Origin of the sequence: Flavobacterium sp. YO64 (assembly GCF_004119505.1) — a bacterium.
GTDB classification, from domain to species: Bacteria; Bacteroidota; Bacteroidia; order Flavobacteriales; family Flavobacteriaceae; genus Flavobacterium; species Flavobacterium oncorhynchi.
Genome location: NZ_NRQV01000001.1, coordinates 47,391 through 60,794 on the forward strand (window position 1 = coordinate 47,391; position 13,404 = coordinate 60,794).

General features: G+C 32.8%; 13 protein-coding genes. 8 read left to right on the plus strand and 5 right to left on the minus strand.

The features are described 5' to 3' along the window. Nucleotides 1–39: 39 nt before the first annotated feature. From BOW57_RS00245 to BOW57_RS00260, 4 genes are all read left to right on the plus strand, one after another. On the plus strand, nucleotides 40–918 hold the full coding sequence (locus tag BOW57_RS00245) for a PPK2 family polyphosphate kinase (RefSeq protein WP_129052626.1): 879 nt from the start codon (nucleotides 40–42) through the stop codon (nucleotides 916–918). A gap of 221 nt (nucleotides 919–1,139) precedes the next feature. Continuing rightward, entirely contained in the window at nucleotides 1,140–1,739 is a 600-nt protein-coding gene (locus tag BOW57_RS00250) for a porin family protein (RefSeq protein ID WP_129052627.1), read from the plus strand. A gap of 123 nt (nucleotides 1,740–1,862) precedes the next feature. Beyond that, entirely contained in the window at nucleotides 1,863–2,912 is a 1,050-nt protein-coding gene (locus BOW57_RS00255; RefSeq protein WP_164973651.1) for a sensor histidine kinase, read from the plus strand. A gap of 241 nt (nucleotides 2,913–3,153) precedes the next feature. Beyond that, nucleotides 3,154–3,867 (plus strand): LytTR family DNA-binding domain-containing protein, encoded by a 714-nt coding sequence (locus BOW57_RS00260; protein WP_206734727.1) that lies wholly within the window; start codon nucleotides 3,154–3,156, stop codon nucleotides 3,865–3,867. 2 nt (nucleotides 3,868–3,869) lie between these two features. Here BOW57_RS00260 and BOW57_RS00265 read toward each other — a convergent pair whose 3' ends face one another. Both BOW57_RS00265 and BOW57_RS00270 read right to left on the minus strand, forming a co-directional pair. Beyond that, entirely contained in the window at nucleotides 3,870–4,805 is a 936-nt protein-coding gene (locus tag BOW57_RS00265) for a DUF6268 family outer membrane beta-barrel protein (RefSeq protein ID WP_129052629.1), read from the minus strand. 169 nt (nucleotides 4,806–4,974) lie between these two features. Then, a complete protein-coding gene (locus BOW57_RS00270) occupies nucleotides 4,975–5,490 on the minus strand; it encodes a hypothetical protein (protein WP_089052898.1) in 516 nt (171 codons plus the stop codon). Between the two features lie 191 nt (nucleotides 5,491–5,681). On the opposite strand from BOW57_RS00270, the gene BOW57_RS00275 reads away from it, so the two are divergent. The 3 genes from BOW57_RS00275 (at nucleotide 5,682) to BOW57_RS00285 (ending at nucleotide 9,416) form a co-directional block, all read left to right on the plus strand. Continuing rightward, the gene (locus BOW57_RS00275) at nucleotides 5,682–7,067 is read left to right on the plus strand and encodes an MATE family efflux transporter (protein ID WP_129052630.1); all 1,386 of its coding nucleotides are present in this window, start codon (nucleotides 5,682–5,684) and stop codon (nucleotides 7,065–7,067) included. Nucleotides 7,068–7,190: 123 nt separating this feature from the next. Further along, nucleotides 7,191–7,418: a hypothetical protein gene (locus tag BOW57_RS00280; protein ID WP_055095484.1), complete on the plus strand. Its 228-nt coding sequence runs from the start codon at nucleotides 7,191–7,193 to the stop codon at nucleotides 7,416–7,418. A gap of 60 nt (nucleotides 7,419–7,478) precedes the next feature. Continuing rightward, entirely contained in the window at nucleotides 7,479–9,416 is a 1,938-nt protein-coding gene (locus BOW57_RS00285; protein WP_129052631.1) for an LTA synthase family protein, read from the plus strand. Between the two features lie 184 nt (nucleotides 9,417–9,600). Here BOW57_RS00285 and meaB read toward each other — a convergent pair whose 3' ends face one another. From meaB to BOW57_RS00300, 3 genes are all read right to left on the minus strand, one after another. Next, entirely contained in the window at nucleotides 9,601–10,695 is a 1,095-nt protein-coding gene (meaB, locus tag BOW57_RS00290) for a methylmalonyl Co-A mutase-associated GTPase MeaB (RefSeq protein ID WP_129052632.1), read from the minus strand. Nucleotides 10,696–11,010: 315 nt separating this feature from the next. After that, nucleotides 11,011–11,652 (minus strand): NAD(P)-dependent oxidoreductase, encoded by a 642-nt coding sequence (locus BOW57_RS00295; RefSeq protein ID WP_129052633.1) that lies wholly within the window; start codon nucleotides 11,650–11,652, stop codon nucleotides 11,011–11,013. 57 nt (nucleotides 11,653–11,709) lie between these two features. After that, nucleotides 11,710–12,117, minus strand: coding sequence for an Rrf2 family transcriptional regulator (locus BOW57_RS00300; RefSeq protein WP_129022928.1), 408 nt, complete (start codon nucleotides 12,115–12,117; stop codon nucleotides 11,710–11,712). A gap of 179 nt (nucleotides 12,118–12,296) precedes the next feature. Here BOW57_RS00300 and BOW57_RS00305 point away from each other — a divergent pair, with 179 nt between their 5' ends. After that, the gene (locus tag BOW57_RS00305) at nucleotides 12,297–13,379 is read left to right on the plus strand and encodes a serine hydrolase (RefSeq protein WP_129052634.1); all 1,083 of its coding nucleotides are present in this window, start codon (nucleotides 12,297–12,299) and stop codon (nucleotides 13,377–13,379) included. Nucleotides 13,380–13,404: the final 25 nt, after the last annotated feature.

Here is a 13,404-nt window from a genome sequence, read left to right on the forward strand (position 1 = left end):
TAAAATTACTATATTTATGATACAAAAAACTAAAAAAATATGAAATCAATAGACCCGAAAGATTTTAAAGTTACAGATAAAATCAAACTAAGTAAACTTCCTACTTTGTTAAATATTGATGCTGATGACGATGAAAAGGAAGAGAAATTGGATAAGGTTCAGGCGAAATTAAGTGATTTGCAGGATGTCATGTATGCTCATAATAAATATGCAGTTTTAATTTGCCTTCAAGGAATGGATACGTCAGGGAAAGACAGTTTGATTCGGGAAGTTTTTAAAGAATTTAACCCGCGTGGAGTCGTGGTGCATAGTTTTAAAACACCCAATTCAACAGAGCTGGAACACGATTATTTATGGCGTCATTATATTGCCTTACCCGAAAAAGGAAAGTTTGCCATTTTTAATAGAACGCACTACGAGAATGTTTTGGTAACGCGTGTTCATCCAGAATATATTTTGTCGGAGAATTTGCCAGATATAAAATCTATCGATGATATTACGCCTAAATTTTGGGAAAACAGAATTGAGCAGATTAATAATTTCGAGAAACATATTGCTCAAAACGGAACTATTGTCATGAAGTTCTTTTTGCATTTAAGTAAAGACGAACAAAAGAATCGTTTATTGCGCCGCTTAGAAGAAGAAAAACACCATTGGAAATTTTCACCAGGCGATTTGAAGGAACGTGAACATTGGGCAGAATATCAGCAATATTATGAAGAAGCAATTAATCAAACCTCTACAGATTATGCGCCGTGGTATGTAGTTCCTGCCGATGATAAGGAAATGGCACGTTACATTGTGGCAAAAATTATTTGGGAAGAAATGCAAAAACATACCGATATTAAGGAACCAGAATTAGACGATAAAATAAAAGCTAATTTCGAAATGTATAAAAAGGCACTAGAAAATGATTAATTAGATCATTAGATCATTTTTTTATAATGAACCCGACAGGTTTTTAAAATTTGTTGGGTTTGTTTTTTGAAGTTGGGTTCTAAATAGGAATCGTTTAGTTAAAACAGCTAAATAGCAATTATTTAAATCCGTTTGTCAAAACACTAATGTAGTTCATCAAACTAATTTTAATAGTGGTTGAGGTTTGTGCTCCTTTGCATCAAATTATAAACATTATTATTATGAACATGTACAAATTATTATTGTTGACTACAGTTTTTATTTTCGGATTAGTTTCTTCTAAAATTAATGCACAATCTTCGTTTCCAATTCATATTGGAATTAAAGGCGGATCTAATTATTCTGAGCTTCCAGTTTCAGATGGTTACAAATCAAAATATGCTGTTGGTTATTTTGGAGGCGCTATGGCTCGATTTGATTTTAAGAGATTCTATATTCAAAATGAAATCTTATACAGCGAGAAATCTTCAGAAATCGAAAAAACGACTTCAACAGGATCTAAAAATGCAAAATGGAAAAGTCTTGAAATGCCTTTACTTATTGGTTACAAAGTAATTGATCTTGAGGCTTTAAATATCAGAGTATTTGGAGGCGGAGTTTATTCTTATGTTTTGGATGAAAATTTTTCGTCATTGAACCAGTTAAAAGATTCGTATAAGAAATTTGATAAATCGAATATTGGATATCAGGTTGGGGCAGGAGTTGAAATGTGGAAATTTACTGTAGATGTAATTTACCAAGGTGGATTAAATAATATAAGTAATAATTTCAGCTCTAAACCAAATTCGTTTAATGTAAGCGTTGGATACTTTTTCTTATAAGTTCACAACTTATCGTTTAGCCTTATGAACAGCACAGAATCTTTTTGGTTCTTTGCTGTTTCTTTAGAAAATATAGGGGTATTTTTGAACTCAAACTTTCTCATAATTATAGATCTTTTTTAGATGATTGCAAAATATAAAAATAGGCATTGGATATTCTTAGTCTTTTTTTGGAGCTTATTAGGTATGACAATCTGGGCGCAGATGATCGAAGATTACGATTTTTTGACGGCTACAATTCAGGCTGTTTTAGTTTTGTTTTGTTCTGCCGTTTTAGCTCATATTTTGAGCGATGTTATATTACCCAAAGCACTAAAACAAAATAAAATGAACTCTTTTGCGGTACAAAGCGTTATTGTTGTACTGCTTTTGGCATTTTGTCTGTCATTGATTTATATTGTTTTTTCAGATTCGGTTTTGAGAAGCAGAATATATCCTGAAGAAGCAGATGTGGATTCTCTTCATTTTTTATGGACACGATTTTACGGCAACATTCCGTCAGCGATTTTAATTTGCGGTACTGCTTGCGGACTTCGATTTTATCAGGAACATAATGTCATCGAAAGAAATCACGCGCAATTGCAACAAGTACATCTTGAAGCTCAAATCAAAATATTACAAGATCAGATTAATCCGCATTTAATGTTTAATATCCTGAATCATATTCATATTCTAATGCAGAGTAATGTAAAATTGGCGTCTGTTTTATTGGTTCAGTTTTCGGATATTTTGCGTTATCAATTGTATGAATGCAACAAAGAATATGTGCCGCTGCATCTTGAGATTAAATATTTGAAAGATTTAATTGCTGTTGAAGAAACCCGATGGGGAAATGAGTTAGAAGTAAAAAGCAAATGGAATATTGAAGACGGACAGCTTCAAATTGTGCCATTACTTTTGGTTCCGTTAATTGAGAATGCTTTTAAACATGTTTCTCGACTTCCAAACCAAAAAGGTTATGTGCATTTATCATGCGAACAGGTAAACCATCAATTGAATTTTAGAATTGAAAATTCATATACTGAACAATATAAAATACCGTCTAAAAATCAAGGTTTAGGGCTTGAAAACGTGAAGAAAAGACTGTCGATCCAGTATCCAGAAAAACATCAATTTAATATCAATAAAACTGCTTCGGATTTTACGGTTACAGTGATTTTAGATTTAAAATGATTTTACTTTTGCCACGAATTGCACGAATTAGCACGAATTTTTAATCTGTAGAATCTTAACATGTTGCTTTGTGATCTTTGCATCCTTTTTAAGACTTAAAACTTTGCGTACTTTGCGTAAACCTTTGCGCTCTTTGCGGTTAAATTTTTTGCCACAGATTATCAGATTAAAAAGATTTCAAAAAAAATCTGCCAAATCTGCGTGAAACAAAAAAACACCAAACCAGAAACAAAACAAGATTATGACTATGAAATGCCTCGTTATAGACGACGAACCTATCGCAAGAAACGGAATCGTAGATTTTATTTCTAAAATTGATTTTCTTGAAGTTGCAGGCACTTGTGCTTCGGCATTAGAAGCAACTTCATATATTCAGGATAAAAAGGTTGATTTATTATTTCTGGATATTAATATGCCATATCTTTCTGGTTTAGAGTTTTTAGAATCGCTGGATAATCCTCCTTTAGTGATTTTTACAACGGCATATTCAGAACATGCTTTAGATGGATATCGTTTGCAAGTAGTTGATTATTTATTGAAACCCATTACATTTCAGCGTTTTTATCAGGCTTCGTTAAAAGCAAAACAATGGTGTCAAATGATTCAATCTCCAAAGCAAAATCAATTGGATCCGTTTTTGTATGTGCGTCAGGAAGAAGGATTTCAAAAAATTTCTTGGGTTGATATTTTGTATATTGAAGGAATGCAGAATTATGCCAAACTTCATTTTAAAGATAAAGTGCTGGTCATTCATCAAACCATGATTTCATTAGAAGAAACACTCCCGACAGAGATTTTTTTTAGAATTCATAAATCTTTTTTAGTAAATATAACACACATAGATTCTGTTTCTGGCGGACGATTGTTTATAAAAGGGCAAGAACTACCTATTTCAAGAACACGCCGAGAAGCATTGCTGAAAGAGGTAGTGTATAAAAACTTATTAAGTCGATAGCATTAGAATTTCCATTTTAAAGCGACAGCTCCATAAAAAGTAGTAGTGAATCTTGGATCGGCTATATCTTTTTCTTTAAAAATGTCTTTAATTTTTCGGCTGTTAGTTGAGAAATTTCTAACAATAGTGCTTCCAGCTGTAGGTTCTAATGTCCAGTGTTCTCCTAATTTTATCTGAGGACGCAATCCCGCAATAATTTGCTGATATCCTAATAACATCGATTTATTTCCAACCCTTGTTTCGGCAGTCATTCCGCTTATTTCTGCGACAGCTTTTAAATCAAAATTGTCAGACATTCGGTAACCTAATTCTAAACCTTCAGGAAACGCAACTTTAAAATGTAAAGCTCCTCTAGATTCCCAATTAAAGTAAATTCCAGGCAGAACCATCGGAACACCAAAACTATTGGTTAAAACTGGTCCCATACCAAAAGCCAAATTAGGATTGAATTGTTTGATAAAAAGTACACCTCCTTGTATTAAAACATCATCTTTATTAATTTCGACCATATCGGTATAAACACCAACGGACAACATAGTCAATAATGACCAAGAAGGTGAAAGAGAGCGTAAATGTTTAATACCAATTTGTGCATTGAGTAGTTCATCTGGAAATCCTCCTTGAAATTCTGGTGGCAGAGATTGAATTTCGTAATTCTTGTTCTCCATTCGGGCATAACTTCCATTAACAAAAATAGACCAGAGCCTTGGATGATTGTATTGATCCATTTTTAAAGATAATGGAACTTCAAAAGCAATTTGAGCTCGTTTGAAATTACTTTCCGCATTTGTCTTAGTACTGTCCATTGGTCGAACGTACTTAGAAAAAGGAACATAATCGACTTTAAATTCTCCTGAGATTCCAGATTGTGCCCTCGTGGCAACAGAAAGCAATAAAAAAAGTAAAACTTGTGCTAAATAAAAAACTGTTTTGTTCATGATTTGATTAATTTTTCCGCGAATTACTGCCTTCTAAATCAATCCTAAAAAATCATTTGACTAATGACACTTCTCTTTTGACCAATGGTATAAAAAAACAAGGCCCGATAGACTATGAAAACTATCGGGCTTGTTACCAAAAACAAAATAATAAATTAAACCTTTCTTTTTATAATTTAAAACCATAAGCTAAGCGTAATGCCACTTGGTTGGTATTGAATTTGTTATAGTCTTCATAGCGAACACTAATATCAATGTACTTATTGGCGTATCCAATTCCCGGCGCCCACAAAAATGTAGTGTCGTTATAGCCATTTGTTACAGCAAAACCAGCACCAACTTCACCTAAAACATAAAATTGGTCTTCCCAGATAAAGGCTTTAAAACCAGCTTTAGCAGGTATAAATCCAAGATCTTTTACTTCAACTCCATTTTGATCTTTCATAAACAAGTTTGTAAAACCTGTAGTTAAGGTCAACGATGTTTTTTTAGATAAATCGTATTGCAAACGAACATCTCCACCAAGCGACCATCTGTAATCATTGTCAGTTGGTATTCCGCCATTTACACCAAATCCTAATCTAAAACCTTTATCGTAATTTTTTGTTTCACTGTCTTGAGCGAAAGTGGTATTGGCGTATAAAAAAGCGAAAGTCGCCAGGCATAACATTTGTAATTTTCTCATGACAATTTTTTTTTGAATTTCTAATATTGTAAAAGTAGGATCAAGACCTTTGGAGCTCGTTATATAATTTTAAAAAATCGTTACATAATATTGCGTTTAGCCAAAATTCACCTTAAAATTGGCTTATCTTTTTATTAATAGAATAGAATTCGAAGCTTCTGATTATCTTTGCACACTAAAAAAGAATAGAAGTGAATTTAAAGCAGTACACCAAAGAGTTTTCATACAATTTAAAATTAGCATATCCTATAATTTTAGGAATGGTTGGGCATACCTTAATTGGTATTGTTGATAATATAATGGTGGGGAAACTAGGAAGTACTGAACTCGCAGCAGTTTCTCTTGGAAACAGTATGATTTTTATAGCAATGTCTCTTGGAATTGGTTTTTCTACTGCTATTACTCCAATAGTTGCCGAAGGCGATGCTGAAAAAAACGATACTAAAATTAGATCTGCTTTTCATCACGGATTATTTTTATGTACCATTTTAGGATTGGTTCTTTTTACGGTAATTATGTTTGCAAAACCGATAATGGAATTACTGCAGCAGCCGGCAGAAGTAATTGTACTGGCAAAACCATATTTAGGCTGGGTGGCATTTTCGTTGATTCCGCTAATTATGTATCAAGGATACAAACAATTTGCTGACGGATTATCATTGACAAAATACTCTATGTATGCCATGATTATGGCAAATGTACTGCACGTAGGAATCAATTATGTGTTGATTTATGGAATATGGATTTTTCCAAAAATGGGAATTATTGGTGCCGCTTTAGGAACTGTAATTTCTAGAATTTTCTTAGTTATGTTTATGCATATTATGCTTTCTAGAAGAAATGATTTAAAGCGTTTTTTCAAGAATTTCAGCTTTCAGGAAATTAAAAAAGCTACCATTAAAAAAATTATAAGTATTGGATTTCCATCGGCAATGCAAATGCTTTTTGAAGTTGTTTTATTTACAGCATCAATATGGCTTTGCGGCAATATTGGTAAAACGAGCCAGGCAGCCAATCAAATTGCTTTAAGTCTTGCTTCGATGACATTTATGTTTGCGATGGGATTAAGCGTAACTTCGATGATTAGAGTTAGTAATCAGAGAGGATTGCAAGACTATAAAAAGTTAATTGTTGTGGCGCGTTCTATTTTCCTGCTTGCCATTATAATAGAAACTGTTTTTGCGATACTCTTTGTTGTTTTTCATGATTACCTGCCATATATCTTTTTAAATATGGAAAATACTGGGCAGATTCTTGATAATACTGAAGTAATAAGTATTGCATCAAAATTACTTTTAATCGCGGCAGTTTTTCAAATTTCTGACGGAATTCAGGTAGTTGTTCTTGGAGCTCTACGTGGTTTGCAGGATGTAAAAATCCCAATGTATATCACTTTTGTAGCCTATTGGATAATTGGTTTCCCGATTTCCTATTATTTAGGCGAACATACTGAATGGAAAGCACAAGGTGTTTGGATCGGACTTTTAGCGGGATTAACCGCGGCGGCGATTTTCTTGTTCATTCGCTTTCATTATTTAACTAAGAAATTAAATACTAATTCAGTTTCAAATACTTAAATTTGAGCAGAAAATAAGAATTTGGCACGGATTAAATGACTTAAACAAATAATAAATCTTTTAATCCTTGCGTTTCGATAACTTCGGGAAAAAAAAATAAAACAAAATAATAAATAAATAAAAATGGAACTACCTAAATTTTTACTTGGAGATAATACTGATTTTCCAGATGATATTTTTATCATTCACCTTGATTACCCTAGATTTATAATCAATCTAAAAGATGATGAGGTTGAATTTATGGAAGAAGCTGAAGATCTTGATGAAGCAGAGTTAAATGCAGAAATGGAAGGCTTGATTGTTTTGGCAAATGAGTTCTATGACAGAGAAATAAAACGTTACGAAGAGTAGAAACGCACCAGAGTGTTTCGCTGGAGTTTGCCTTAATCAAAAAATAGTTTAAATCATCTAATGAAAAATTTACGTTATTTAAAACCTATAGTTAATTTTATTTTAATCGGATTACTGATTACTACTTTAAGCCGAATCTTTTTATTTTTTCTATTTAAAGAAAGAGTAGTAGAAACACCAAATTTCTGGTACATTTTTCCAATCGGTTTGCGAATGGATTTGATTTTACTTTGCTATTTGTCATTTCTACCAGCCGTTTTGATTACTTTTTTACCCAATAAATGGCTCAAATTCACCAATAATTTTTTGGTAATTTATAGTTTTTTATTCCTGTTTCTGATTCTTTTTGTAGAATTAGCTTCACCTGATTTTGTCAAACAATACGACACACGTCCCAATAAAATTTTCTTAGATTATCTTATTTACCCAAAAGAAGTTGTCGGAATGCTTTTAAAAAGTTATTTGACTTCTATTATTGTAACTTTTTTAATTTTAGGAGTTGTGATTTACTTTGCTTTCAAAAAAGGGAAAAAGTATTTTCATACTACAAGTACTCAATATAAATTCAAATTAATGGTTTTTCCATTACTAGCATTTTTATTGTTTTTTGGAGCACGTTCAAGTCTTACTTCAAAGCGTCCTATTAATGCCAGTAATGCTGTTTTCTCAACAGATCAATTGACCAATACTTTAGGATTAAATTCATTTTATACTGTTGCTTTTGCTGCTTATTCAATTAAGAATGAAGGAAACACAAAAATGTACGGTAAAATGGATGAAGCAGAAGCAATAGCTCGTGTAAAAAAATACATGATTGCTGGTCCAAATGATTTTACCGATGCTGAAATTCCGTTTCTTCATGTGCAACAGCCAGATTCTGTTATGAAAAAGCCATACAATTTGGTGATTTTTTTACAAGAAAGTCTAGGTGCTGAATATGTTGGAATTTTGGGAGGAAAACCTTTGACACCAGAATTTGATAAATTATCAAAAGAAGGATTATTGTTTACCAATTTATACTGCACAGGAACAAGAAGTGTACGCGGAATAGAAGCCGTTGTAACTGGATTTTTGCCTTCACCATCTGAAAGTGTGGTAAAATTAGGAAACTCACAACAAGGATTTTTTACACTTGCTGATGCTTTAAAACAAAAAGGATACGATACGAGTTTTATCTATGGAGGAATGGCCAATTTTGATAATATGGCGTCGTTTTTCAATGGAAATGGTTTTCAGGATATTGTAGATCAAGAAGATTTTGAATCTGATGGAAATAAATACGCTTTTAAAGGTACTTGGGGTTATTCTGATGAAGATTTAGTAACTAAAGCTAATAATTACTTTAAGGCAAAAGGCGACAAACCATTTTTCTCTTTAATGTTTTCTACTTCAAATCACGAACCTTTTGAATATCCTGCAGGCAGAATAAAACCTTATGATGCAAAACCTGCAACGGTAAACAATGCCATGAAGTATGCCGATTTTTCGATTGGAAAATTCTTTGAAATGGCTAAAAAAGAGCCTTATTTTAAAAATACAATCTTTATTGTAATTGCGGATCATAATACAAGAACTTACGGAAAAAATTTAGTGCCAATAAACAAATTCCATATTCCAGCTTTTATTATGGGACCTGGAGTTCCAAAAGGTGCTGTTTATAATAAATTAGCAAGTCAAATTGATATTCCGCCAACATTATTGAGTTATTTAGGACTTCCGTTTGAAACACCAATGGTAGGTAGAAATCTAAGCAAACTTGATGAAAAGGTACAAGGAAGAGCAATAATGCAGTTTAATGATATTAATGCATTTAGAGTCGAAAATCAGGTTGTAATTATGCAGCCTAATTTAAAACCTCTTCAGTTTGAAGTTAAAAATGATACGACTTTAGTTCCTGTAAAATTAAACGAAGAATTGGCAAAAGATGCCTTGGCACACGTAATTACAGCAGGTAATTTGTATAAAGAAAGTAAATACAAGCTTAGAGCTAAAAAATAGGTTAAAAGGTGCATAGCAACAAAGGAGCAAAGGTTCAGAAAACAGAGTTAAAAACTTTGTTTTTTGAACCTTTGTTATTTTAAGCCTTTTTAAAATACCTTTAGAAAGTGTGATAAAGAAAGAGAAAGGCAAACTAAGAAAAAACCTTTGCGACTTTGAGCCTTTACGACTTTGAATCTATTTCCTATGAACCTTTATTAAAATACAATTTTAATAAACTCTGTGCAGCCGTAAAAGGTGAAATTTCATTATTTTGCACTGCTTTTTTGTTTTGTTCTAAAAGGAAGATAATTTCAGGACTGTTATAGAAATTTTGCTTTAGTTGTTCGTCTATTGTTTCCATCATCCAAAAATGATTTTGTTCCTTTCTTTTCTCTTGAAAAAAGCCTGTTTCTTTTGTTAATTCGAAATACTCAGAAATTGTATTCCAAATATCTAAGATTCCATCTTTAGTTATAGCACTGCAAGTAGTTACTTTTGGCTGCCAGTTTGATTTTTTTGGAGGAAACAAATGTAAAGCTCTGTTGAATTCAAGTTTTGCCTGATTTGCTTTTTTAATATTATCGCCGTCGGCTTTGTTAATTACAATCGCATCTGCCATTTCCATAATCCCGCGTTTAATACCTTGAAGTTCATCGCCTGCGCCAGAAATTTTTAATAAAAGAAAAAAATCTACCATGCTGTGAACAGCAGTTTCGCTTTGACCAACGCCTACTGTTTCAATAATTATAGTATCAAAACCAGCTGCTTCACATAAAATTATTGATTCACGAGTTTTGCGAGCCACACCGCCTAAAGTTTCTCCAGATGCACTTGGGCGTATAAAAGCATTTTCATCTTTTACTAATTCCTCCATGCGGGTTTTATCTCCAAGAATACTTCCGTGTGAAATAGAACTGCTTGGATCAACGGCTAGAACTGCCACTTTTTTTCCTGTCTGTGTAAGATAGGTTCCAAATGCTTCTATAAAAGTACTTTTCCCAACTCCGGGAACTCCCGTAATTCCTATTCGGACAGATTTATTTGCATGAGGCAGGCAGCCGTTTATAATTTCATTTGCCTTCTCAGAATGCTCAGGATTTGTACTTTCTACAAGAGTAATGGCACGGCTGAGAGCCGTTCTATTTCCAGAAAGAATTCCAGAGATTAATTCGCCGGCAGAAGGTTGTTGTCTGCGTTTGTTTTTAATTTGATTAATAGCCGAAACATTGGTGATTTCAGGAGATGAAATCCCAGCTTTTTCAGTTAAACTGCTCGACTGTTTCTTTAAACTTGACAAAGTACTTTTTTAATAATGTAAAAGTACTGAAAACAAAAACAGTTTCAAAAAGTTAGTTTGCCACGAATTACACGAATTTACACGAATTTGTTATCATATTTTTTTCTTCCCGAATGAAGTCAAAGAATTGACACAAACAGCTCGGCAAAGATTATTTAGCAGCATTTTTTTGACACAAAGAGACCCGACAAATTTTTAAAACCTGTCGGGTCTGATTAGTATTACAGAGTTTCTGGCTCAGAATGACATACAGAACTTAGCTTTAATATAAAAAAACATAGTATCTCAGAATCTTAGGGCTTTAGCACCTTAAAATTAGTATCCAGCTGTAAATCGTACTTGATGATGTTTTGGGTTTTCAACTTCATCAGCGATAACAACTGCTAGATCCTCTACAGATAAGATACTTCTTTGTTCGTCATTAAAAACTGGGTTTTCTAAACCTAAACGGTATTTACCAGTTCTTCCTGTTTTAGTTCCTGCGTGCATTTCAAACGCCGGGCTAAAGAATGCCCAGTCTAAATCTTTTTCTTCTTTAATTATATTCAAGTAGTTTCTGGCTGCATTTGCACCATTAAAGATTTCTTTTGGAAAATCTGGAGTATCTACTGCTTGTAAATCTGGAGCAACAAATAAACTTCCTGCGCCTCCAATGGTAATAAAACGTTTTACACCTGATTTTTTTACAGCTTCTTGTAGTGCCTTTGATCCGTTAAGGAAATCATCATAAATATTAGGATTCGTCCATCCTGGATTAAAAGCATTTACTACAACATCGTGTCCTTTTAAAGCTTCTGCCAAAGCATCAACATTAAAAACATCCGCTGCAATCCAAGTTGCATTTGTAGTGTCTTTTGGATTTCGGGCAATTGCCGAAATTTCATGTTTTCTGTCTGCTAATTCATTTAAGATGGCTGAGCCAACAAATCCTGTAGCTCCAATAATTGCGATTTTCATAATATATAAATTTATTTAGTAATAAAAAATGTTACAGTTTAGGTTAAAAAAATAGTTTTAAAATTGGTTCGAAAAATCTTCAAGCGAAATATTCTCTAATTGTGCACTCACTTTCTGATTCATTTCTCGATATAAATCAGCTAGATTTTGATTGATTTTTTTTCCAACAGGACAATCTGGGTTAGGTTCATTTTTTGCATACCCCAAATTAATAGTTTCAAAAGTCATCTCAAAAATCTCTTTTAAAGTCAATTTCGCAGCATCTACGGCCAATTTTGTTCCGCCATTTTTCCCTTCTTTACTTTCTACAATATGATGTGCTTTTAGGTTTGCAATTTCTTTTCGAACCAAAACAGGATTTAAATTGATACTGCCGGCAATAAACTCTGATGATAAATAATCATTAGGGAATTTAGTCAGCAAAGTAAGAATGTGAATCGTTATGGCAAATTTACCTGAAATCATACTGTAATAAAATATGTTACAAATGTAAGAAGCTTTGACGAAATAAAAAAGATTTTAACTAAAAATTAATTTTTGAATGAAATGGGGCTAATGCATTAAAATAAAATGATTTGAGAACTCGCGTGTTTTTTATTAGTATTAGATTTGTAATTAATTTGTAACACTCTCAATTTATTACAATGAAATTTAAATTAAGATTCCTTTTCTTTTATTGTTTTTCAACTTTGATGTATGGACAAAATCATGCGCAATATGCAGATTCTATTCGTGCTGCACATGCAATTCCAGAATTGAGTTATGCCGTTGTTAATGGCAGTAAAACGTTAGAAATTAATGCATCTGGATTGCATTCGATAAGTTTAACTGATGCAGCTTCGTTAAATGACCGATTTCATATTGGTTCGAATACGAAAGCGATGACCGCTTTTATTATTGCAAAATATGTTGAAAAAGGAAAACTGAAATGGACGTCTAAATTTTTTGATTTATTTCCAGATTTAAAGCAAACTTCAAAACCAGAATATTACGCTGTAACTCTCGAAAAATTATTGTCGCACCAAGCTAGAATTCAGCCTTTTCAGGGAGAAAACGACCCAGCAGTTCCTAATTTTACAGGTACACATCAGGAGAAAAGAAATCAGTTTGGGAAATTTGTACTTACCTTAAATCCTGCAGAAATAGAGGCTGACCACAAATATGTTTATTCTAATGCAGGTTACACTCTCGCCACAATGATGGTCGAAAAAGTGAGTGGAAAAAGCTGGGAAAAACTGGTTGATGAGGTTTTTAATAAAGATTTGAAACTTGATGTTAAATTGTCATGGCCAGAAAATGTAAAAGCAAAAGATACATGGGGACATTCTTTTGAAAACAATAAATTAAGTCCCGTTCCTTCAAATACAGATTATCATTTAGATTATACAGAACCTGCGGGTGATATTAATATTAAACTTACTGATTATATTAAGTTTATTCAGCTCAATATTCAGGGACTTCAAGGTCAGGATAATTATTTAAAAGCAAGTACTTATCATTTTATTCATAAAGGAATCGAAGGTTATTCTTTGGGTTGGTTTAATAGTTACGAGAACAATCAGGACTTTTCGACGCATTCTGGAACTGCGGGAACGTATTATACGATTGCTTCGATCGATCGAAAAAAGTTTATCGCGTACATCATTTTTACCAATTCTTTTAATGAAGCAACAGTTAATGGGGTGAGATTATTAATGAGAAAATTAAAAAAGGATTACGGAAGCTAAAATGTTTAGCTTCTATAAAAACTTA